At 63.0% G+C, this 21520-nt stretch carries 18 protein-coding genes and 1 pseudogene; 6 read left to right on the top strand and 13 right to left on the bottom strand.

Translation table 11 applies throughout. From position 1 onward, the window contains the following. Positions 1-96 precede the first annotated feature (96 nt). The 5 genes from E3U25_RS00805 to E3U25_RS00785 all read right to left on the bottom strand — a co-directional run bounded on the left by E3U25_RS00805 (position 97) and on the right by E3U25_RS00785 (position 4396). Complete coding sequence (locus E3U25_RS00805) at positions 97-1452, bottom strand: MmgE/PrpD family protein (protein WP_166435446.1); 1356 nt, start codon at positions 1450-1452, stop codon at positions 97-99. Positions 1453-1495: 43 nt separating this feature from the next. After that, positions 1496-2440: an NADP-dependent oxidoreductase gene (locus tag E3U25_RS00800; RefSeq protein ID WP_116221397.1), complete on the bottom strand. Its 945-nt coding sequence runs from the start codon at positions 2438-2440 to the stop codon at positions 1496-1498. A 128-nt stretch (positions 2441-2568) separates the two neighbouring features. After that, on the bottom strand, positions 2569-2955 hold the full coding sequence (locus tag E3U25_RS00795) for an acyl-CoA thioesterase (RefSeq protein ID WP_116221398.1): 387 nt from the start codon (positions 2953-2955) through the stop codon (positions 2569-2571). Positions 2956-2995: 40 nt separating this feature from the next. Next, positions 2996-3595, bottom strand: coding sequence for a VOC family protein (locus E3U25_RS00790; RefSeq protein ID WP_116221399.1), 600 nt, complete (start codon positions 3593-3595; stop codon positions 2996-2998). Between the two features lie 24 nt (positions 3596-3619). Then, the gene (locus tag E3U25_RS00785; RefSeq protein WP_116221400.1) at positions 3620-4396 is read right to left on the bottom strand and encodes an SDR family NAD(P)-dependent oxidoreductase; all 777 of its coding nucleotides are present in this window, start codon (positions 4394-4396) and stop codon (positions 3620-3622) included. Between the two features lie 235 nt (positions 4397-4631). Between E3U25_RS00785 and E3U25_RS00780 the strand changes: the two genes are divergently transcribed. After that, on the top strand, positions 4632-6017 hold the full coding sequence (locus E3U25_RS00780) for an MmgE/PrpD family protein (RefSeq protein ID WP_208861553.1): 1386 nt from the start codon (positions 4632-4634) through the stop codon (positions 6015-6017). Between the two features lie 12 nt (positions 6018-6029). Here E3U25_RS00780 and E3U25_RS00775 read toward each other — a convergent pair whose 3' ends face one another. Together E3U25_RS00775 and E3U25_RS00770 are read right to left on the bottom strand one after the other, a co-directional pair. After that, the gene (locus E3U25_RS00775) at positions 6030-6623 is read right to left on the bottom strand and encodes a VOC family protein (protein ID WP_116221402.1); all 594 of its coding nucleotides are present in this window, start codon (positions 6621-6623) and stop codon (positions 6030-6032) included. 110 nt (positions 6624-6733) lie between these two features. Continuing rightward, positions 6734-7894: an acyl-CoA dehydrogenase family protein gene (locus tag E3U25_RS00770; RefSeq protein ID WP_116221403.1), complete on the bottom strand. Its 1161-nt coding sequence runs from the start codon at positions 7892-7894 to the stop codon at positions 6734-6736. A 336-nt stretch (positions 7895-8230) separates the two neighbouring features. On the opposite strand from E3U25_RS00770, the gene E3U25_RS00765 reads away from it, so the two are divergent. Then, the gene (locus E3U25_RS00765) at positions 8231-8992 is read left to right on the top strand and encodes an SDR family oxidoreductase (protein WP_166435447.1); all 762 of its coding nucleotides are present in this window, start codon (positions 8231-8233) and stop codon (positions 8990-8992) included. A gap of 51 nt (positions 8993-9043) precedes the next feature. Here the strand turns inward: E3U25_RS00765 and E3U25_RS00760 are convergent, their stop codons facing one another. From E3U25_RS00760 to E3U25_RS00750, 3 genes and pseudogenes are all read right to left on the bottom strand, one after another. Then, entirely contained in the window at positions 9044-9943 is a 900-nt protein-coding gene (locus E3U25_RS00760) for an IclR family transcriptional regulator (RefSeq protein ID WP_147304483.1), read from the bottom strand. 101 nt (positions 9944-10044) lie between these two features. Beyond that, a pseudogene (locus tag E3U25_RS00755) lies at positions 10045-10773 on the bottom strand (IS5 family transposase). Positions 10774-10979: 206 nt separating this feature from the next. Then, on the bottom strand, positions 10980-12398 hold the full coding sequence (locus tag E3U25_RS00750) for an MmgE/PrpD family protein (RefSeq protein ID WP_116221406.1): 1419 nt from the start codon (positions 12396-12398) through the stop codon (positions 10980-10982). A 153-nt stretch (positions 12399-12551) separates the two neighbouring features. Between E3U25_RS00750 and E3U25_RS00745 the strand changes: the two genes are divergently transcribed. Next, the gene (locus E3U25_RS00745; protein ID WP_208861554.1) at positions 12552-13439 is read left to right on the top strand and encodes an enoyl-CoA hydratase-related protein; all 888 of its coding nucleotides are present in this window, start codon (positions 12552-12554) and stop codon (positions 13437-13439) included. Between the two features lie 26 nt (positions 13440-13465). On the opposite strand, the gene E3U25_RS00740 is transcribed toward E3U25_RS00745, so the two are convergent. From E3U25_RS00740 to E3U25_RS00730, 3 genes are read right to left on the bottom strand one after another with little or no spacing between them, the layout of a single operon-like run. Beyond that, a complete protein-coding gene (locus E3U25_RS00740) occupies positions 13466-14920 on the bottom strand; it encodes an FAD-dependent oxidoreductase (protein WP_166435448.1) in 1455 nt (484 codons plus the stop codon). 43 nt (positions 14921-14963) lie between these two features. Then, a complete protein-coding gene (locus E3U25_RS00735; RefSeq protein ID WP_116221409.1) occupies positions 14964-15617 on the bottom strand; it encodes an NIPSNAP family protein in 654 nt (217 codons plus the stop codon). A 47-nt stretch (positions 15618-15664) separates the two neighbouring features. Continuing rightward, the gene (locus E3U25_RS00730) at positions 15665-16435 is read right to left on the bottom strand and encodes an SDR family NAD(P)-dependent oxidoreductase (protein ID WP_147304484.1); all 771 of its coding nucleotides are present in this window, start codon (positions 16433-16435) and stop codon (positions 15665-15667) included. A 263-nt stretch (positions 16436-16698) separates the two neighbouring features. Between E3U25_RS00730 and E3U25_RS00725 the strand changes: the two genes are divergently transcribed. The 3 genes from E3U25_RS00725 to E3U25_RS00715 all read left to right on the top strand — a co-directional run bounded on the left by E3U25_RS00725 (position 16699) and on the right by E3U25_RS00715 (position 21425). Beyond that, entirely contained in the window at positions 16699-18066 is a 1368-nt protein-coding gene (locus tag E3U25_RS00725; protein ID WP_116221411.1) for an MmgE/PrpD family protein, read from the top strand. Between the two features lie 64 nt (positions 18067-18130). Next, positions 18131-19954 carry a thiamine pyrophosphate-binding protein gene (locus tag E3U25_RS00720; RefSeq protein ID WP_166435449.1) on the top strand — a complete coding sequence of 608 codons (1824 nt, stop codon included), beginning with the start codon at positions 18131-18133 and terminating at the stop codon, positions 19952-19954. A gap of 10 nt (positions 19955-19964) precedes the next feature. After that, positions 19965-21425 (top strand): NAD-dependent succinate-semialdehyde dehydrogenase, encoded by a 1461-nt coding sequence (locus E3U25_RS00715; RefSeq protein WP_116221413.1) that lies wholly within the window; start codon positions 19965-19967, stop codon positions 21423-21425. The last annotated feature ends 95 nt before the right edge of the window (positions 21426-21520 follow it).

Below are 21520 nucleotides of genomic sequence, written 5' to 3'. Positions count from 1 at the left end.
GGGCGATGAAGAGCGCTACAGATGGCAAGATCAGGTCCCAAAGTGATCGCGAAAGGCCCCGCGCGCGCTCTTGCAAGCATCGCGCGGGTGCTGTGATCAGCAGGCCGCGCGGGCCAGATCCGCCGCGTTTGCAACGGCTTCGAGGCTCCAGCACAGGTCGGGAAGCTTATCTGCTCGTTCCGCGCCGATGGATTGTGCCGCCTGGGACCGGCATTTTTCCACGATATCGTCGTCCGTCATCGGGGCCGCGGGGCTGCCGATGCAATGGTCGACCTTGGCCTCCACTGTCTGCCCCGAGCCGAGCGTGACGCACAGCGTGGTCGCGTTCCAGGCGAGCTCGCCTTTCTCGACAAGCTTGGTCGCGGCGCGGAGCCGGCGGATCTCGGGATCGTGGACCACCTCGTCGCGTCCCAGATCCAGCCCAATCCGCCCATGCAGGCCGGCGGCAGCGATCCAGTGTTGCGAACTGAACTTTGCTTCCAGGCTGTTGGCCGGGGCCGGCCGGTCGCAGAAGTCTTTCGCCAACTTGCTGGATTGCACGGTGATGCCCGAGATGTCGGCACCCTCGAAGCCATGGGCGCACTTGAGCGCGAGCATGGCCTGAATCTGCGCGTGGATCGCGATGTCGGTCGGATAGGGTTTGTAGTTGGTCCTGGCGACCTCCCATACCGTGCCAAGCCCGGCGACCAGCGCGGGCAGGTTGGTCTTGTGTGCGAAAAGTTCGGTATAGCCGAAGCGGCCGTATAGCGAATGGGCGGGGCTGGTGAAGCCCTCGCGGGCGAGGATCGCGGCGCGCAGGCCGGTCTGCGATGCCTGCCCATACAGCATGGACGCGGTCATCGATCCATGCGCGATCCGCATTCCGGCGGCTTGCGATACGGCAATGCCAAGCGCCCAGACCATCTGTTCCTGAGACAGGCCAAGCAGCCGCCCGGCCGCAAGTGCGATCGATAGCCCGTTGACGATACCGCCGGTGGACCAGCCGACATCCATCTCGGCGGGCGCGTGGGCGATGGCCTTGGTCAGGCGGCAGGCGATTTCCATCCCCGTCGCATAGGCCAGCAACAGCTCTTGCCCGGACACGGCCTTCCATTCGCCGAGCGCAATCAGCGCGCCTGCATGGCTGCCCCCGGCGTGCAGATGGGCCGCCGAATAGTTGTCGAAGAACGAATAGGCGGCCCCCGCCGTGCCATTCAGCAGCGCGGCGTGCAGCACGTCGGCCTGCTTGCCTTGTCCGAGCAGCGAGGCTTGGGCGGGTCCGAAAAAGGGCGACAGCGTAGCGGTTGCGCGGGTCACAAGCGGGTGGCTGCCGCCGCCGGTGATGCAGCCCAGCGAGTCAATGAGCGAGCGTTTGCATTCGTGCATGACGGGCGCCGGGATGTCTTCCTTGGTCACGGTGCGCGCGAAGGTCACGAGCTGCGTCACCAGGGCGTGGTTCTGGTCTTCAGTCATGTGGATCATGCCTTTGAACGACGTTGCGTGGGAGCGGGGACGGTCATGTGCCGAAGGTCAGAACGACCCGGCCACGATAACCGCCAGCCGCCGCCATCAGGTAGGCATTCAATGCCTTGCTGAAGTCGAACACGCCGCCATCGGCGAGGCGCGGCGTCAGCTCGCCCCGTTCGAGCAACCTCGCGATGAGTGAGATCTTGTCCGTGTCCTCGACCCCGCTGGTGACCGCGACGTAACCGACGTCAAGACGAGGATCGTCGATGCGGTAGACAGCGCGCGGTGAGACGATGCGCCCGCCGTCTCGCACCAGATGCGCCAGATCCTTGCTGATGAGCGCGCCGTCCATGACCCCGTCGAGACCTTCGGGGGCGGTTGCGCGAATCGCGTCCTCAAGCCCCTTGTTGCGGGGCAGCACCTCGTTTGCGCCGAGCTGGGAAACCAGCCTGCGGTCACTCTCAGATGCGTTGGCGAGCACGCGAAGGCCAGCGCGCTTGGCAAACTGGACTGTCAGTCCGCCAAGCATCCCCGTGGCACCGGTCACGAGCAGGGTCTGGCCGGGATCAAGCCGAAGGTGGTCAAGGGCCAGAAGCGCGGTCAGCGCGTTCATCGGAACGCTCGCCGCGGCGACAAGATCGACGTCCGGGGCGATGGCCGCCACGGATGCTGCGGGGACGCGGATCTTTTCGGACTGAGCGCCGCCACGTGCGCTGCGTGGTTTTGCGACCCCGATGACGGTCTGTCCCGGCACGACATTCGTGACGTCATCCGCGACAGAAATCACCCGCCCGGAAAAATCCATGCCCGCGGTATAGGGCGGCGGAAGATCGTCCGGCACACGGATACCGTTCAAGAAATCCTGATCAGTAGGATTTATGCTGCTTGCGATCACCTGCACAATGACTTCGCCAGCTTGCAGGACTGGATCTGGTCTTTCAGAGATGGAAATCTTGTGTGCGCCGCCAAAATCGGAAAATGTAACTGACTTCACGTCGTCTCTCCTCCTGAGTTCGGCGGAAGTCTAGGCGGATTCCCATCCTTAGCAAATGAAATATCCTATATAATAGGAATAATTATATAACCGAATGGTGTGGTTCCGCTGGTGTGGGCGATGCCGGTTCAGTCCTGCGTAACAAGCTGTCTGGGCCGACCTTCGGGGTCGATCGCCACGAAGGTGAACATGGCGTGGGTCACCTGTTCGGACTGGTGCCCATAGCGGTCGCGGCGCCAAGCCTCGACCCCGATCCTCATCGAGGTGCGCCCTGTCGAGATCAACGTGGCATAAAGCGATACTTCGTCGCCGACCTTGACCGGGCGCAGAAAGGTCATCGCCTCAACCGCAATGGTTGCGGCGCGCCCTCGAGCGGTGCGCGCCGCCAGATTGCCCGCCGCGAGATCCATCTGGGCCATCAGCCACCCGCCGAAGATGTCTCCGGACGGGTTGGTGTCGGCAGGCATGGCGATGGTGCGGATCACAGGCATCGTATCGGTGTGGGGATTGGGCATCTGGCGGGGTCTTTCCTGGCGGAGATGTGTTCGGGGGTCTTCAGGGGCGGCAGTCGTCCGAGGCGAGATATGCCTTGCGGCTGGCAAAGCGGCGCACAGGGCGCGTCCCGTCCCAAGTTTCGGCCAGCTTTCGGATCCCGCCGAAATAGCGCATCCGCGCGGGGCTGTCGGGGGCAAGCTCGACCATGTGGCCGAAATGCGCAGGCCCTTCAAAATAAGCCGCGCTCAGCTTGCCGTCCTCGGTTTCGATGCGCGTAGACAGGGCAAAGCCCAGAGCGTCGAGGCGCGCGCAGGCCGCAGCATGGTCTGAGGGCCAAAAGCCCATATGATGCAGCCCCTCGCGCCCGCTTGCGAGGAAGTCGGTCCATGGCGTCGGGTCAGTCGAGCGGGCCGTGACAAGCTCGATCTGGACATTGCCCACATAGGAAAAGGCCAGCGACATGGTCACGCGGCTTCGCTGGCCGCGATAGGCGATGATGCGGTCCTTGGCGGCATCCTCGATGACGACAAAGGGGCCGACCCCGAGGTTTTCGGTCCAGAAGCGCAGCGTCGCGTCGAGATCATTCACGACATAGGACAGCTGCGCGGCATCCCCGAATATGCCGCGCAGCATGGCGGCGGGGCCGGGAGAGATCTGCATGATCGGGGTCCTTCTTGCGAGGGGTCAGGCGTAGCGGATATTGACGCCGCCATCGACCACGAGTGTTTCGCCGGTGATGTAGCTGGCCATATCCGACAGCAGGAACAGGGTTGGCCTGGCGATCTCGTCGGGATCGGCAAGGCGCTTGATCGCCGCGCGATCCACCACCGCATCGAGCGCGGCGGTCGAGCCGAGGAAAGAGGCGCTCGCCTCTTGCATTGGCGTTCGGACAAGGCCGGGCGCGATGCAGTTCAGGCGGATCCCGTTGGGGCCGAGTTCGAGCGCGAGCGCGCGGGTCATCTGTATCACGGCGGCCTTGGTGGTGGCATAGGCCGTCCGGTCGAGCCGGACGCGCAGCCCACCGATCGAAGCCACATTGACGATCGCCCCGCCGCCGTTCTGTGCCATCTGGCGCGCGGCGGCGCGGCAGGCGTGAAGGGTGCCGTTGATGTTCACGTTCATGACGGATTGCCAGTCCTCTTCGGGCATGTCCATGGTCTTGCCACGCCAGACCCGCGCGGCGCAGGTCACTGCATGGGTCACCGGGCCGAGGTCGCTCAGGATTTCAGAGAACGCCGCATCGACCGCGCCCATCTCGGATACGTCGAGGATATGGCCATAGGGATCGCGCATCTCGTCTGGGTAGAGCATGTCAAGCGCGCGCCGGACTGCCTCGGCATCGCGGTCGATCAGCACGGGGCGGGCGCCTTCGGCACGGAGATTGCGGCAGATTGCGAGTCCGATACCCGAGGCACCCCCTGTTACGGGTACAATCGCGCCGGAGAGATCGCATCTTGTCATCTGTGGCGCAGCCTCCTTGACTAATAATATCCCTATATTCAGGATAATGTCAAATATATTCGGACGTCTGGTCTGGCTCGATGCGGTTTGTGCCGAGAAGCATAGCTCGGGGAACGGATGAAATCAGGAACGAGATCGTTGCGAAATCCTAAATATCAGGATATTTCATAGTCGTCTTGACGGCTGATCGTCCGCCGTCGTTTTCATGCGCCGTCACACGGCAGGGGGGGCAATCGTGACCATTGAGGACATTTCACAGGACTTTGGCAAGTATATCGCCGGGTGCCGCTATGAGGATCTTCCGCCTGAGGCCATCGAAAAGGCCAAGATGGGGATCCTTGATCTGCTGGGCGTCATTCTTGCCGCCGGGGGCACGGTGCCGGCGATCCTGGGCGTGATGAACGTTGTGCGCCAGAACGGCGGCGAGCCGCGCTGTACCGTCCTGGGCTTTGGCGACCGCACCTCGCCGCTGATGGCGGCTTTTGCAAACGGCTCCATGGCGCATTGCCTCGATTTCGATGACGTTGCTCCGGACGGCAATCACGCCAGCAGCAGCCTGATCCCCGCCGCCATCGCGGCGGCAGAGCATCGTGGCGGGGTGGATGGCAAACAGCTCATCACCGCCGTTGCAATAGGGCAAGACATCTTTCTGCGCCTGCGCCGCAGCCTCAACCATCAGCGGCTCGACTGGCTCACCACCACGGTGTTCGGCGCCTTTTCCGCAACCGCCGCTGCGTCCAAGGCCCTCGGGCTGAGCGCCGCGCAATGTTCCAACGCGCTTGGCATCGCAAGTCTCGGGTGCTGTGGCACGCTGGAAATGCGTTTTGGCACCGGCAGCGATCTGGGCGAGCTGTACGCGGGATTCGTCGCCAAGACCGGCGTTCTATCCGCAATGCTGGCCGAGCAGGGCACTACGGGCCTGCAACGGGTGTTCGAAGGTCAGGCCGGGATCATGCCGGTCTATTTCCAGAACGATTTCAACCGCGCGCGCGCGGTTGCCGGGCTGGGCAGCGTCTTTGGCGGCGCGTCGATGCAGTTCAAGCCCTGGCCGGTTTGCGGCATTGCCAATACCTATATCTACGCGGTGCTGAAGCTTATCGAAGAGCATCGCCTCGGGCCGGCCGATATTGTCGAACTGCGCGCATATGTCGGCGACTTTCAGCAGCGCATGTCCTATCCGGTCGAGGAACGCCGCCGTCCCAAGATGTCGATGGACGCAAGGTTCTCGTTGCCGTTCACCCTTGGCGCGGCCGCTGCCTATGGCGCGGTTCGAATCGAGCATTTCACCCAAGCCGGGCTGCGCGATCCCAGAATCCTTGCCATGGCGGACCGCGTCGTGCCGGTCGATGACAGCGCCTTCGACTGGACCGGCGCTATGCCGGATGCGAAGGTCGAGATAGTCACCGCTGACGGGCGCACGCTGGAAGGACGCGGTGGGGCGGAAACCCCTGGCAACACGGGCAACCCGATGGAATGGGACCACTTGGCGCAGAAATTCGCCGAATGCGCTGCCGTCGCCCCGCGCCCGTTGTCGCGCGAGACCGTGGACAGCGCCGTCGCGATGGCACAGGGGCTCGAATCCTGCGAGGATGCGATGGATCTCGTCCGCCTATTAGGCTGAGATCCGCGCGGATCAGCCCTCGGCGCCTTCGCCCGAGGCGAGAAAAGCAGCCCGGTCGGCATAGCGGCGGACCGGGCGCGTTGCGCCATCCCAGCTTTGCGAAAGCCGCTGGATGCGCCCGTAGTAGGCGATGCGGTCGGCGCTCATCGGCAGGATTTCGACGACGGGCCCGATCTCGGCGGGGGATTCGTAATAAGCCACCGCGCGCGAACCATCGGCGGCAAGAACGCGCGTGACCTCGGTGAATCCGTTCGCTTCGAGATGCGTGCAGGCAGCGTCGATGTTCTCGGGCCAATAGGCGAGATGGTGCAGCCCCTCGCGTCCGCTGTCGAGGAACTCCTTGTACGACGATGGCGCGTCGTTGGACTGGTGGATAAGCTCGATCTGGACATCCCCCTGGTAGGCAAAGGCCAGCGTAAATTCGAGCGGCGTGACCGCGCCTCGGTGGATCACGTCGCGCCCGGCCCGAGCGTTTTCGATGACCACGAAAGGGCCGACCCGAAGCGTCTCGGTCCAATAGGCCATTGCGGCGTCGAGATCGCGCACGACAAAGGCAAGCTGAACGCGGTCTCCGAGAAACCCGGCTGGCGGTTTGGACAATGTCATGGAACGCTTCTCCTGGTTTCTGAGAAAAAAACTGCCCGGCCCAGGGAGGAAGGGCCGGGCAGATCCGAAGCAGCGAGCGAGGCCGGCTGAGACGCGCGGCCTTGGGAGTTTCAGGTCGCAGGCTTCGGGGGACGTTGGCTGAACCGACGATCAAAGATAAACTCGGCCATCCTGTTCTTCATCATTTCGACAGAGCCGCCCGCGATCATCCACCCCTTGGTGCGCAGCATGCAGTATTCTGCCAAGGTTTCGCGGGTGTAGCCGGTGCCGCCCATGCATTGCACCGCCTCGCAGGCCACTTCGAACCCGACCTGGTTGCAGGCCATTTTGGCGAGGGTCGTGTCATAGGCCGACGGCAGTCCCTTGTCCGCACCGACCGCGGCCTTGTAGAGCAGCAGCTGCGCGCTTTCGAGCTTCATCGCCATGTCCGCGAATTTCCACTGCAACCCTTGGAATTCGCAGAGCGGACGGCCGAACTGTTCGCGCTCCATGGCGTAGGTCCGAGCCAGGTTATAGGCGTGACGGCCAATCGCAAGCGAGCGCGCCGTGTTGCCGATCCGCTCGGCGTTGAAGGCCGCGATCTGGCGCTTGAACCCGCCCGGTCCGAGCAGGAGGTTTTCCTTGGGCACACGGACGTCGTCGAAATAAAGCGGGCACCATTCCTCGCCGCTCATGAATTCGGCGGGCTCGCCCACGGTGAAGCCGGGCGTGCCGCGTTCGATCAGCAGCGAGCCGATGCCGTCGATGCCGGGCGCGAAGCGGCAATAGATCAAGAAGATGGTTGCGTCGCGGCTGTGGGTGCCGAACACCTTTTGGCCCTTGACGACGTAATGGTCGCCATCTTCCTTGGCGGTGGTCTTGAGGTCGGTCGCGGCGGACCCGGCTTCGGGTTCGCTCATGCCGAGCGAGATCACCATTTCCCCCGAGAGCAGATCGGGGAGCCACTTGGCTTTTTGCTCGGCCGAGGCGTATTCCGCAAAGGTGCGGATCGCGCCGAAATTGCCGGCCTGGATGATGTCAGCGCTCTTGGGGCAGACCAGCGACATCTGTTCGATGGCGATCACAGCGTCCATGAGCGTGCCGCCCATCCCGCCATCTTCTTCCTTGAGGGTGATTCCCAGCAGGCCCTGCTGCGCAAGCAGCTTGGCCACGTCCTTGGGGTATTGCTTGGAATGCGCGCGGGCGAGCGCACCTTCCTTGAGCTTGTCCTCGGCGAAGCGCCGAATGCTGTCGGCAAACAGCTGTTGTTCTTCGGTGAATGAGAAATCCATGGTGTCTCCAGTCGTCTGTTCTGCCGACGCTCTTTGCCGCAGGTCGCGGTTTGCGGGATCGCGCATTCAGGCGCCCGGCGTCCGGACTGTTCTATCGTAGATTAATCCCAATTAATAGGACTTTATTACATCAAGGGCGAAAAATCTGACCTTACGCCCGTCACGCCGTTGCGATTCCTCGCGTTGTATTGTCATGTGTAGCATGCACTAAGAGTCTTGGAGGTCGGTCGCGGTCAGTTTTTTGCACGAAGACCCTTGATGCGCACTTATCCTACAATATAAGATTTCGTTGAAATGTTGGACTTGGGCCGCCTCGGCCCGTTGGGAGAGAGATGGATGGAACTGGGGATTGCGGGAAAACGCGCCGTTGTGATCGGCGGCAGTCAGGGCTTGGGGCTTTCGGTGTGCGAACGTTTCGCGGATGAAGGCGTTGATCTGGTGATCTTCGCGCGCAATGAGGAACGTCTGGCCAATGCCCGTGACGCCCTGATCGCCCGGAACCCGAAGATCAAGGTCGATACGGTGTCAGGCGACATTGCGGACGCGGAGGATATCGAGCGGCTGAAGCAAGAGGTCGTCGATACCGGCGGAATGCAGATCCTGATTCTGAACACGCCGCCGCCGCCGCGCCCGATGACCGAGCTTCTGTTGGAAACAGACGATAAGCGCTGGGAGAATGCCTATCGATGGCAGCTCAAGGGCGCGCTGCTAGTGCTCCGCCGCCTGGCGCCGCTGCTCATCGGGCAGGACAACGCGCGGATTGTCGCGATCACCTCGGCTTCGATCAAGGAGCCGCTCGAGAATCATGCGCTCTCGACGGTCTACCGGGCCGGGGTGCAGGCGGCGCTCAAGCATCTCTCGTTGGAAATGGCGAAATACAATGTGACGGTGAATTCGGTCGCGCCCGCTGTCGTCGTCACGGACACCTATCACACCGTGCACAACATCGACGACAGGATCAGCAAAATTCCCCTCGGGCGCGCAGGCAAACCCGAAGAGCTTTCTGCCGCGGTCGCCTTCTTTGCGTCAGAACTTGCGGGCTTTACCACCGGCGCCACGCTTCAGGTCGACGGCGGCTGCACACGGGCGCTGGTCTGATCTCTTGTTCGCGCGGGCGACTGCACAGCAGTCTGCCCGTGCGGATGACGGTCAGCCCACCGATCGCGCGGCTCGGTCGAGGCCGGTTCCGATGACTGCAACCCTGTCGGTGACCTTCTTGGCCGCCTCTCGCACGGCTTCTTTCACGTCGTTAAGGTTCTTGTGGTCGAACTTGCTATCGTCACTGGCGACGCCAATACTGCCGAGGATCTGTCCGGAATGATTGAAGATGGGGGCCGCGACACCGATGACGCCGGGGTTGAATTCGCCGATGGATACCGAAACTCCCGCGCTGCGGATCTTCGTCAGGTTCTCGCGGAAGGTCGACCAGTCGGTTCCGAGTCCCGAGGTCGCGATGATGCCTGAGTGCTTATTGTAGATGTTGCGAAGCTGATGGGCACCGAGATGGGCGAGAATCGCTTTGGACGCCGCGCCTCGGAAAAGCGGACGCCGTTGTCCGCGCGAAAACAGGCGCGGCGGGCTATCCGGAGCGAGATGTTCCCGAACGCAAAGCACCGAGCCGCTGAACAGCGAACAGACGACCCCCGACAGTCCTGTTGAGTCGACGAGCGTGCCAAGGGCTGTCCCCGCGGAATTGTAAAGCGGGTCGCAATTGCGAATCTGAAGGTCCAGCTCGATGATCCGGGGACCAAGGATGTAATGCCCGTTTGCGACCGGGGTCAGCATCCCGACATCCGCCAGAGCCTTGATGTAGCGATATCCGGTAGAGCGGGACGTTCCAAGGGCCTGGATCAAGGCATCGCTCGACCAGGACGGGGCTGCGGAGGTAAAGAGATCAAGCAAGCCGAGCATGCGCGCAAGACTGTTGGTGGGTGATTGATCGGCCTGATCTGTCGAACGCTTCTTGTCGTAATAGGTCGAGTCGGGCTGCTTCTTGTCGATTTTGGTTCGTTGCTTTACCATTCCGATCCGACCTTGTTGTTCGATCACTACCCCGCGCCTTGCTGCGGAGCACACGATCGCTCTGTCATTTAATCCCACTATATTGAAGCAAATCCTCCCTGTCCACGCTGTCAGTCTACGGTCAGGACTCACAACCAATAGATTACGGTAGCAGCCAGCGCGCAGGCTGAGAGAAACAGGATGGGGCAGCGATCGTAGCGCGTGGCAATCCGCCGCCAATCCTTGAGGCGGGCGAACATGTTCTCGATCCTGTGGCGCTGGCGGTAGAGGTTCGCGTCGTGCGGGATCGGGACCTTCAGTCCGATGCGTGAGGGTATGCAGGGCGAAATGCCCATCTCGATCAGCGCGTTGCGGAACCAGCCGGCATCATAGGGGGATGGAGGACAGGAGCGCCCGCGCCCCGATATAGTCCGAGGTCTGGCCGGCCGACAGGAACTTGCGGATCGGGCGGCCCTGCGCGTCGGCCAGGACGTGCAACTTTGAGTTCAACCCACCCTTGGTCCTGCCGATCAGTCGCCCGCGCGCCCCTTTTGAACAGCAAGGCTCGATGCGGTCCGGTGCGCCTTGGCGTGGGTTGCGTCGATCATCACGATCCCGGTTTCCTGGGCCCGTGCGGCCAGTTCGGTCATGATCATCGCGAACACGCCCAGGCGGCTCCACCGCTTCCAGCGATTGTAGAGCGTCTTCGGCGGGCCATACTCCTTGGGTGCGTGCTTCCACATCAACCCATTGCGTTGAATGAAGATTATACCGCTCAGCACACGCCGGTCATCGACCCTGGGCTTCCCGCCGGACTTCGGAAAGAACGGCCGCAGCCGCTCCATCTGCTCGTTGGTCAGCCAGAAAAGTTCGTCCATGATCCCTCCCCAGGTCGGGAGGATGAATCGTGACGCCCGCCTGCACTCAAGCAGATTTATGGGTCCTGACTGTAGCAATGGCACTCTAACGTGGTCATATCCGCCAGAATTTCGATCACCTGCCAGCTTATTTTGCGCAGCGCTTTTAGGCAAGTCGGCTCTGTTGTGACGGCGCTAGCGGATATTGCCACAGCGCCGCCGTGAGATCAGCGTGTTTGCGAGACGACTTTCAGCAGCGCGGTCAATGAGGTCAGCGGTGTGTCCGGCGCAAGGTCGTCGATCATCTCGTAAAGTGACAGGGCATTTTCGTGCCCGATGACCGGAAAGGTGAGTTCGTCGAGCTTTTCACGATGCTGCTCGGGCGTGAAGGGACGGTTGGGCATTCCCTTGGCGCCATCCATGAAGATATTGCGGCTGGTGCCGTCGGTGAAATGGATATCGACCTCGCCAACAAAGTTGAACGGGTATTTCTCGTCCAGCCTTGGCGCGTGAATGATGTTCAGTTTGCGCGCGAATGCGGTGACCGGAGAATCTGGCCCGATGTCGATCTTGCCGTCCAGAAATGCCCGGTGCGTGGCATAGCCGTTGCCCATTCCCAGCGCCGCCAGCCCAAGCTGCAAGGCCATCGAGAACTGCAGCTCTTCGATATTGGCCGTGCCGTTCTGCTGAGCGACGGGGTTGTCGCTGAGCGTTCGCGTCATCGCCTGGACGTGAACGTCGATCGAAGATATCTCGTCTACTCTATCCGAGACCATCCGCAGCGCGTCGATATAGGCGTGCACGGCGCCGCAGCAGCAATAGGGTTTCAGCCACATCCCCGGAATGCGCAGGGGCTCGTCCGGGGCAAAGGCCTTGCGCGCATCGTCCAGCATGACATCGCGCCGGATGAACGCCCGGTAGAAGCCCTTGGGTCCAGTGAGATAGCGCTTCGGTCCGGTGATGCCGACGCGGGCGAGGCGGGCGGATTCGATGCCATTGCGAACGGCAAGGCCTGCATGGACGCGTTTGATCGACCCGCCGCTCTTGGTGTATTCGGTCGTAGCTGATGCATGGCTGAGCGCGATGGCCATGGCGTGGCTCGTGGTTTCGGCGTTGAAGCCGTAGAGCTTGGCTGCAACGGCGGCGGCACCGAAATTGGACAGCACCGCATGGACGTGCCAGCCGCTGTTCACCAGATCGGGTGCGGCAAGGCGGCCGATGCGCACATAAACCTCGTAGCCAGTGACCATTGCCTCGACCATCTGGCCCAGTGTTGCACCGGTTTCCTCGCCGATGGCGATGGCGGCGGGCACGACGCAGGCACCTGGGTGTCCGTTAGCCGCGACATCGTCATATTCGAAGCCATGCCCATAGGTCGCATTAATGTAACCTGCGTCGGCGGGATCCATGGTGGTGTCTTCAGCAGCCACGGTGGCGGCGCCGGCGCGCGGCCTTTCGAAGAAGCGGCGCGCATCTTGGGACCAAGTGAGATCGGCGGCGCTGACCTGAAGCGCGAGTTGGTCCTTCAGGATCGCCTTGACGGCCGACATCGCGGCTTCGTCGATATCGGCAAAGCGGAAACCGACGATAAAATCGGCGACTGCGGCCTCGTAGTCGAACGCGCTGGGTGTCTCGGTGGCTGCCATATGCTGTCTCTCTTCCTGTGACGCCTCGCTCTTGCAGGGGCACCCGAGCGACTGCCGAAAAGACCGCGCGGGACCCCGACCCGCGGGATGATCATTGTATATCCCGTAATATGAGATTATGTCAACTCATGCAGGTGCATCCGACAGGCTGGGATGTGGTCTCGCATCAGGCCATATCGTCACGTTGCGATCGCACGGTCTGATCACGGAAACACGCGATCATGGCCATATGCAGACGGCCAGGAGGAGAGCAATATGTCAGACAAAGGGTCTCAATTCGTCCATAGCACACTGCACGACAATGGCGTGATCGTGGTGACGATCAACCGTCCCGCGCGCCGCAACGCCCTGAACCTCGAGATAAAGCGCAAGCTGGCCGACGCGGTCCTTGCGGCAGACCGTGACGACGCGGTGCGGGTGATTGTTCTGGTCGGTGCCGATCGCTGCTTTGTCGCCGGAACCGACCTGGACGAGCAGATCGAGATGTCCCCAACCGACCATATCCTGTTGGAGACCGACGGGATTTTTTCGGCCTTGCGGCGCTGCACGAAACCGCTGATCGCCGCAGTCGAGGGATATGCGCTGGGGGGCGGTTGCGAGATCGCGCTGGCTTGCGATCTGATCGTGGCGGGGCGGACGGCAAAGTTCGGGCTGCCGGAGGTCCGTCTCGGGGTGATGCCCGGTGCGGGTGGCACCCAGCGGCTGATGCGAACCATCGGGCGCTACAAGACCATGCGCATCGTGCTGACCGGCGAATTCATCGAAGCGCAGGACGCCTATGACATGGGTTTCGTTTCAGAGGTGACCGAGGACGGCGGCGCGCTGGACCGGGCGCTTGAGCAGGCGGGTCGGATCGCGGCGATGCCGCCGCTATCGGTCAAGTCGATCAAGGAAGTGGCGCAGGCCGGGGCCGACATGTCGCTGGATGCGGCTCTGTTGCTGGAGCGCAAGGCATTCCAGGTGTTGTTCGATTCCGCCGATCAGTCCGAAGGCATGGGGGCTTTCGTCGAAAAGCGCAAACCCGTCTTCAAGGGGCGCTGAGCCTTCCGCGGGGCCGGGCAGGGCTGTTACCTGTCCGGCTCGGGCGTGTTGAGATCGAAGAGGACCATCTTTGGCAGGGTCTTGGCTTCGAACGGGCGGCTCTGGGCGGGCGCGGTGAGATGGGGCAGGGCGCTGGGGCCGGCCACTGCGGCGCGCCCTGCAAGCCTGCCTTGGACCAGGGCCGAGGCGATATGCGTGCCGCCCATCCCCGAGATCACGTTGATGCCGCCGGTGGTATCTCCGACGGCGAAAAGCCCGTCCACCGGGTCGCCCATCACGTCCACCACCTGCATGTCGCGGGTCACCGCAAAACCGCCCCAGGTAAAGGTCGTCGCCCGCACCATGCGCAACGCGTAGAACGGAGCGTCGCGCAGCGGGCGGCGGCCTTTGGGCAGGATTGTGCGGCCCGTCACCGGATCGGTCTGCGCCCCGCCCGCAAGAAAGCCGTTCCAGGTCTTGACCGTGGTTTGCAGAGTGGCCGGATCGCAGTCGATCGCTTCGGCAAGGGCGCTCAGCGTCGGCGCCTCTATCGGTGGCTCGGGCATTGTTGCAACCAGCGCGGATTTGGTGCGAAAGGTCGCGGCGTCGATGATGTAATGCCCCGTGCCGCCGGGTTGCGCGGCAAGCCCCTTGACTCGATCCCCGTATTTGCCGGTCTCGTCGTGAAACCGCTCGCCCGCGCGGTTCACGGCGATGGCGTCCTCTGCCAGAAGCGAGGGGATGACGATCATTGGCTGGATATAATCCATGTTGATCAGATCGCCGCCCATGGCCGCGCCAAGCACATGGCCCATGCCGCGACAACTGCGGACACCGCTGAGATAGCCGTTGATCTCCTCGGCTTTCTGGTGGCGGCGGCGCAGCTCATAGCTGCCCTGATAGCCTCCGGTCGCAAGGATCACACCGCGCTGCGCCCCGGCGCTGCCGGTCCGGGGCGATCCGCCGGCACCCCGGGTTTCGAACGCAACGCCGGTTGCGCGACCCTCGGTCGTGATCAGGCGGGTGACATCGGTGTTGTAAAGAACCTCGACCCCGAGTGTTTCGAGGCGTGCGGCATAGGCCGCGCCAAGCTGCGCGGGATCTTCCAGCGCGTGCATCCTGTCGTTGCGGTGCTGCGACGGCTTGGCGAGCAGCCGCGAAAACCGCACGCCCATGGCGGTCAGCTCGTCATAGGTGGCCGCGCTTTCGCGGGCGTAAAGCTCGGTCAGTTCTCGGTCCCAGATCATCGGGCCATTTTCCAGTTCGAGCCGGATCTGCCTTTCCCCGTCGGCCATGAAATCGGCAACAGAATCGGACACCTGATGCTGGCGCTGAAGCGCGGTGCCGACCATCACGAGGTAACCGGTCGAATGCGATGCGTTGCCGCCAAGTGTATCCAGCGACTCGATCAGCAACACAATCCCCCCTGCCTCGACCGCGCTTGCCGCGGCTGCGAGCCCGCCGGGACCTCCGCCGACCACGATGACGTCATACCGTTTCATCCCGTCCTCCAATGCATCTGTGTGCCGCCGGCCTCGCCGGTCGTTACAGCGCGATCTTTCGCAGGACCTGTGTTTCCTGCCGGTGATAGATTCCGTCCGACGCATCCAGATACGCGCGCCAATCGGGGTCGGCGTTGCGCTTGTCGCGGCGCGCTTCCATGTCGCCGAGGCTGTCGTAGCCCCAAAGATGCGTGATCTCGTTCAGGTTGCCGACGATGGTCTGAAAATAGCCGATGGGCGCACCGATGTTGCGCATCATGACGGGCAGGGCGAATTCTGCGCTGGTGTCCAGAAAGGTGCCCATCCTGTTGTTGTGGATATGGTAGACGCGGAAATCGACCACGGGCTTGGCGCGGGCCTGCGCTGCCCCCTCGTCGGCGCCATCGAACATGACCTGCCGCGTCAGGCGGGTGGTGGTGAAGCGTGTGATGTCCTGGGTCGCGTCGCGATAGGCGGCCCAGTCGGGGTCCGCCTCGACCGCCGCGCGCTGTTCGGCATAGGCGGCGACGGACTCGTAGCCCCAAAGCTGGATGGCGCAGTTGATGCGCCCGACGAGCGAGGTGTAATACGCCATCGGTGTGCCGATGATCCGCTCCTGAAGGGGCAGGGCAAGCGCTTTTTGCGCCGCGAGATAGCGCGGAAGCGTGCCCCGTGTGTACTCTTCGACGCGAATTTCGACGATGGGCTTGGTCCACATGACGGTGTCCTTTCTGCGCGGATGCTGTCCGCGGTCTTGCGTTCTGGTCAGACGTAGCGGGCGGTCAGTCCGCCATCGACGACGATGGTTTCGCCGGTCACGAAGCTGGCGAGATCGGACAGCAGGAATAGGGCGACGTTGGCGACCTCGTCCGCGGCTCCGTTGCGTCCAAGAGCGGCGCGGCTTGCCTGCATGTCGCGATAGTCGCTGCTGTTGCGGGCTTGCTGCGCGGTCAGGATGATCCCGGGCGCGACACCGTTCACGCGGATGCCGTGCTTGCCAAGATCCAGCGCTAGGGCGCGGGTCATGTTGACGATGGCCCCTTTCGAGGCGCAATAGGCAATGCGGTCGTGCTTGCCGTTGAAACCCGCCAATGAAGAGACGGTGACCATGGCACCGGTTCCGGCCTTTCGGTCCGCAAGGCGCCGCCCGACCGCGCGGCAGGTGTAGAACTGACCGTCGAGATTGACCGACAGAACGCGTTTCCACTGCGCGTCCGTGATCTCGAGCGTGCCCGCAGGCGGATTGATCCCGGCATTCGCCACCGCATGCGTCACCGGCCCGTGCGTGGCTTCGAGCCGATCCAGCGCCGCGTCGATGGAGGCGGAGTCCGAGACATCGACCGCCGCGACATGGCGCCGTGCCTCGGCCTCCGACCCGAATAGCTCGGTCGCGGAGCGCAGCAAGGCGTCGCCGTCGATATCGAGCATAAGCGGTCTGCCGCCAGCTTCGATAATTTTTCCTGAAATATGAAAACCGATGCCAGAGGCGGCGCCGGTAACGGTTATGACGGCCCCAGCCATATCAAGGAATATCACGACTTTCCTCCGATCTTTCCACGTCAGAGTGGGATGTGCTTGACAATAAGTCAGTCATGGTAATTAGTGTCAATATATGAGATAACGTAGAACAAGACGTGATTCATGGTTGGGCCGCGGGGCTCGCGTCATAGGTCCTTCAGGGTCGGTAGATGCCATGCGCCGGGGCCGCGAAAAGGAGTTGACGCCGTTCGGCGTCCGAGGAAGTCGGGTTTCGGAATGGCACAAGCGTGCTGGCGAGCCCTCACGAAGAGGAGCCGAAAATGGGCAATTTAACCGCCGACATAGGGGCATTTCTGTCTGATATCAAATATCGGGACATCCCCGAGGACCTGCTGCCGGTCGTTCGCGATGCCTTCACCGATACGGTCGGTGTCATCATGGCGGGCATCGACCTTCCGTTGGCGGAAATCCTTCGCAAGACGCTGGTCGAACCGGCGGGGCGCACGGAAACGCGTGCCTGTCTGTCGTCGCATATGGTCGACGGTCCGGGTGCCGCGCTGCTGGCCGGGGCCATCGCGCACGCTTTGGATTACGGCTGTCAGACCGCCTCGGGTCATCCGGGCGGGGTCATCATCCCCGCCATCCTCGCCGAGGCCGAGGTTCTCGGGTCCTCGGGCGAGGACATGGTGACGGCCTTTGTCGCGGGCTACGAGACCTGGTGCGAAGTCTGGCGCCGCAACAAGTATTATCACAAAGCCGGCTGGCACCCGACTGCGCTGCTGGGCCCGATCGCCTCGGCGGCGGCCTGTTCGGTGCTGCGCAAGCTTTCGGCGGAAAAGGCGCAGATGGCGATCGCCATTGCCGCAAGCCACGCCGGCGGGCTCTTCTCGAACTTTGGTTCGATGACCAAGGGCTATCATTCGGGCAAGGCGGCGCGCGACGGACTCGTGGCGGCACGGCTCGCCGATGCGGGCATGACCGGCGGCCCCGACGCGCTGGAGCATCCGCAGGGTTACCTCGCGGCCTTTTCGTCGAACGGGGTGCCCGATCTCGACAGCCCCTCGCAGCTTGGCAAGCAATGGTACCTGCCGCGTAACAAGTTGCAATTCAAGATGCACCCGAGTTGCTTTTTCTCGCACCGTTCCTTTGAGGGTACGCTCGCGATGATCAAGGATCGCGACATCAAGCCCGAAGAGGTCGAGTCCGTTGAGGTGCAGATGGGCCGGGGCCAGGTCACCGTGCTGACCCATCACCAGCCCAAGACCATGTACCAGGCGCAGTTCAGCGGTCCGTTTGGTATCGCTGCTGCGGTGATCCTCGGTCGGTTCGGTCCGCCCGAGATCAAGGACGAAGTGGTGAATCGCCCGGACATGCAGGCCTTTTATCCCAAGGTTACGCTGATACCGATCGACGAGGAGGATCCGCGCGATCCGGTCTTCTCGCCGACCGAGCGGGTGATCATGAAGATGAAGGATGGCGAGGTCCTGGACAGCGGACCGATTGCTACCATCCCCGGCTACGCGGCCGAGCCGCTGACAAAGGACGAGCTTTGGGGCAAGTTCCGCGACTGCACGCAGTTCACCCACAGTGACGACGAGGCCAAGGCGCTGTTCTACCTCTTGCAGAAGGTGGAGCAGCTGGCCTCGGCCAAGGATCTGCCGACCTGCACCACGATTTTCAAAGACTGAAGACGCGACGCGCGCCCGGAAACGGGCAGCGCCACGCGCCCCCTGAATGACGGAAGGAAGACCAATGGAAAAGAAAATGATCACGGTGTCGCAAGGCATCGCCCGCTTGCTCGAACAGATGGGGACCGAGTTCGTCTTTGGCCTGAACGGTCACGGCAACTGGGGACTTCTCGATGCGCTCGTCTACGAGACGAACATCGAATGCATCGGCGCGCGCATGGAGGACCAGGCGGTCGAGCTGGCCGATGGCGTCTGGCGCTACAAGCGCGGCGGCGCGCTGCCCATCGTGACGACGTCGGTCGGGCCGGGCAACGCGAACATTATGCCCGCCATCGCCACCGCATATTATGAGTCCATCGGGATGCTCGCGCTAGTCGGCGTCGGCGCGACCCATTGGTTTGACCGTGGCGGCATCGAGGAAGCCTATCGCGACGGCCCCGAGGATTTTGCCGGCGCAATCCGCGGCATCTGCAAGCGCGCCGTCATGGCGACGCGTCCCGACACAACCATCGACATGTTCCTTCGGGCCTACAAGACCGCGCTGACGGGCCGTCCGGGTCCGGTCGTCATGGCGATCCCCTTCGACATCCAGCACGCGCTGATCCCCGAGGACAGCCTGCCCGATCCGCGCCCCTACATGGAGGTGCACCGTCCCGCCGCCGATCCGGCAGGTATCGCGCGGGCCATCGAGCTGATGAAAAAGGCAGAGCGTCCGCTGGTCGTCTTCGGTTCCGGTGTCGCGAACTCGGGCGCGCATCAGGCGCTGATCGATTTCGCCGAAGCCACTGGCACGCCGGTGGTCGCAACCTCGGCGGGCAAGGCACAGTTCCCTGAAACCCACCGCCTCTCGGCGGGTGTCATGGGCCGGGCGGGCACGCTCGACGGCAACCACATGGCACGGCGGTCTGACCTGATCATCGGCGTCGGCACTCATTTCACCGACATCGACACTGGCGGCTGGACCCTATTTGATATCCCCGGCAACGCAAAGCTGGTGCATATCGACATTGACGAAAACGAGCTGGGCCGTGCCTATCCGACCGATGTGGCGCTCAACTCCGACGCGCGGCTGGCGCTCGAGGCACTGACCTTGGCCGCCAAGGATGCGGGCATCACTGAAAACGCCGCCTGGACCACTGAACTGGCCACCGAGCGTGACAAGTTCAACGAGGCCGTGGCCCCGCTGCGGACGTCGAACATCTCGCCGCTGCACTATGCCCGCGTTTGCGAGGACGTGAGCCAGGTCATCGCCGAGCTCGAGCCGGAAACCACGGTGACCTTCGACACCGGCCATATGCTCAGCTACGGCCCCCCCTTCGTGCGCGCCTCGTCCAGGAACGTCTTCCACTCCAGCTTCATGCACCGCATGGGCTGGTCGGCATCCTGCGCCATCGGGGCATCGATGGCCTCGGGTGGTAAGCCTGCGGTCGCGCTGCTAGGCGACGGTGCCTTCATCATGCGCTCAACCGTCATGCTGACCGCTGTCGAGCAGAAGCTGCCGGTGATCGCCGTGGTCTTCGACAACAAATCGCTTCAGATCGAACGTGAGGCGATGTTCAAGATCTATGGACGGGAATCCCTTTGCGACTATCGCAAAAAGGGCGAGAACGACCTGTGGGGGCCGGATTTTGCCAAGATGGCCGAGGGCATGGGCTGCGTCGGTGTCACCGTCACCAAGGCCGAAGACTTCAAGCCTGCGTTCGAGGCGGCAATGAAGAGCGGCATGCCGACTGTCATCAGCGTGGCGACCGAGATCGAGACCCCGCAATATCGCTCGGCGTGGTATCCCTATCCAAAAGACTTCAGCGCCACTTGGAAGCCGGGACAGGTGCCTGGTGCGGAAAACCATGGTTTCGAGATGCCGACTTTTGCCAAGGACGGGGAGTGAGGGCGATCGCATGACAAGCCTTGCATTGAGAGATCCGTCGCTGCTGCGCGAGCAGTGCTATCTCGGAGGCGACTGGGTGGATGCCGTTAGCGGCGCCACCATCACCGTGCGCAACCCGGCGACGGGCGAGGCGGTGGGGACCGTGCCCGACATGGGCGCCGACGAGGCGCGTCTTGCGATTGCCGCTGCGGAAACGGCGCAGAAGGCGTGGCGCCGGACCATTGCCAAGGACCGGGGGCGCCTCTTGCGCCGCTGGTTCGACCTGATCATCGAGAACGCCGATGATCTGGCGCTGATCCTCACCTCGGAGCAGGGCAAGCCCCTGCACGAGGCCAAGGGCGAGGTCGTCAGCGGCGCGCAGTTCATCGAGTGGTTCGCCGAAGAGGCGCGCCGCACCTATGGCGAAACCATCCCGACCCCCGCGCACGACCGTCGCATCGTGACGATCAAACAACCCATCGGGGTCTGCGCGGCGATCATCCCGTGGAACTTTCCCAATACGATCATCACCCGCAAGGCTGCGGCGGCGCTTGCTGCGGGCTGCACGATGATTGTGCGCCCCGCCAGCACGACACCGTTCACCGCCATCGCGCTGGCGGTTCTGGCCGAACGCGCCGGCATTCCCAAGGGCGTGCTGAGTGTCATCACGGGAAGCTCGCGTGGCATCGGGGGCGAGTTCACCTCGAACCCCGTTGTCCGCAAGATCTCTTTCACCGGATCGACCCGGGTCGGCAAGTTGCTGATGGAGCAATGCGCATCCTCGGTGAAGAAGCTCGCACTCGAACTGGGCGGCAACGCGCCCTTCGTTGTCTTCGAGGATGCCGACATCGACGCGGCCGTGGCCGGGGCGATGGGTTCGAAGTTCCGCAATTCGGGGCAGGCCTGCGTGGGGACCAACCGCTTCTACGTCCAGGACAGTGTCTACGACGAGTTCGTCTCGAAGTTCCTCGCAGAGGTCGCCAAGCTCAAGGTCGGAAACGGCGTGGAGCCGGGGGTGACCTTCGGTCCTGTCCATGACATGGGCGGGGTCACGAAGACCGAAGAGCATATCGCCGATGCGCTCGAAAAGGGTGCGACGCTTCTGGCGGGGGGCAAGCGTCATCCGCTGGGGCACAGCTTCTTCGAGCCCACGGTGGTGGGCGATGCCAACGCGACGATGAAGGTCGCGAAGGAGGAAACCTTCGGACCGCTCGCCTCGATCTTCCGGTTCTCCACCGAGGAGGAGTTGCTGGCGGCAGCCAACGATACCGAATTCGGGCTCGCCTCCTACTTTTACAGCCGCGACATCGGCCGGATCTGGCGCATGGCCGAAGAGCTTGAAACCGGCATGGTCGGTGTGAACATCGGGCTGATGGCCAACGAGGCGGTGCCCTTCGGCGGCATCAAGGAGTCGGGTATCGGCCGCGAGGGCTCGCACTACGGCATCGACGACTACATGGAAGTCAAATACATCTGCATGTCTGGGATCTGAACGCCCGCAGACGTAGCGACAGAACCGCGCCAGCCTGGGCTGGCGCGGCTTTTTTGTAAGCGATGGGGCGGACGCCCCCCGACGGCCTCAATGTG

The organism is Paracoccus versutus, from assembly GCF_029909795.1.
In the GTDB taxonomy this organism is placed as follows: domain Bacteria; phylum Pseudomonadota; class Alphaproteobacteria; order Rhodobacterales; family Rhodobacteraceae; genus Paracoccus; species Paracoccus versutus.
This window is presented reverse-complemented; position numbering and strand designations above follow the sequence as displayed.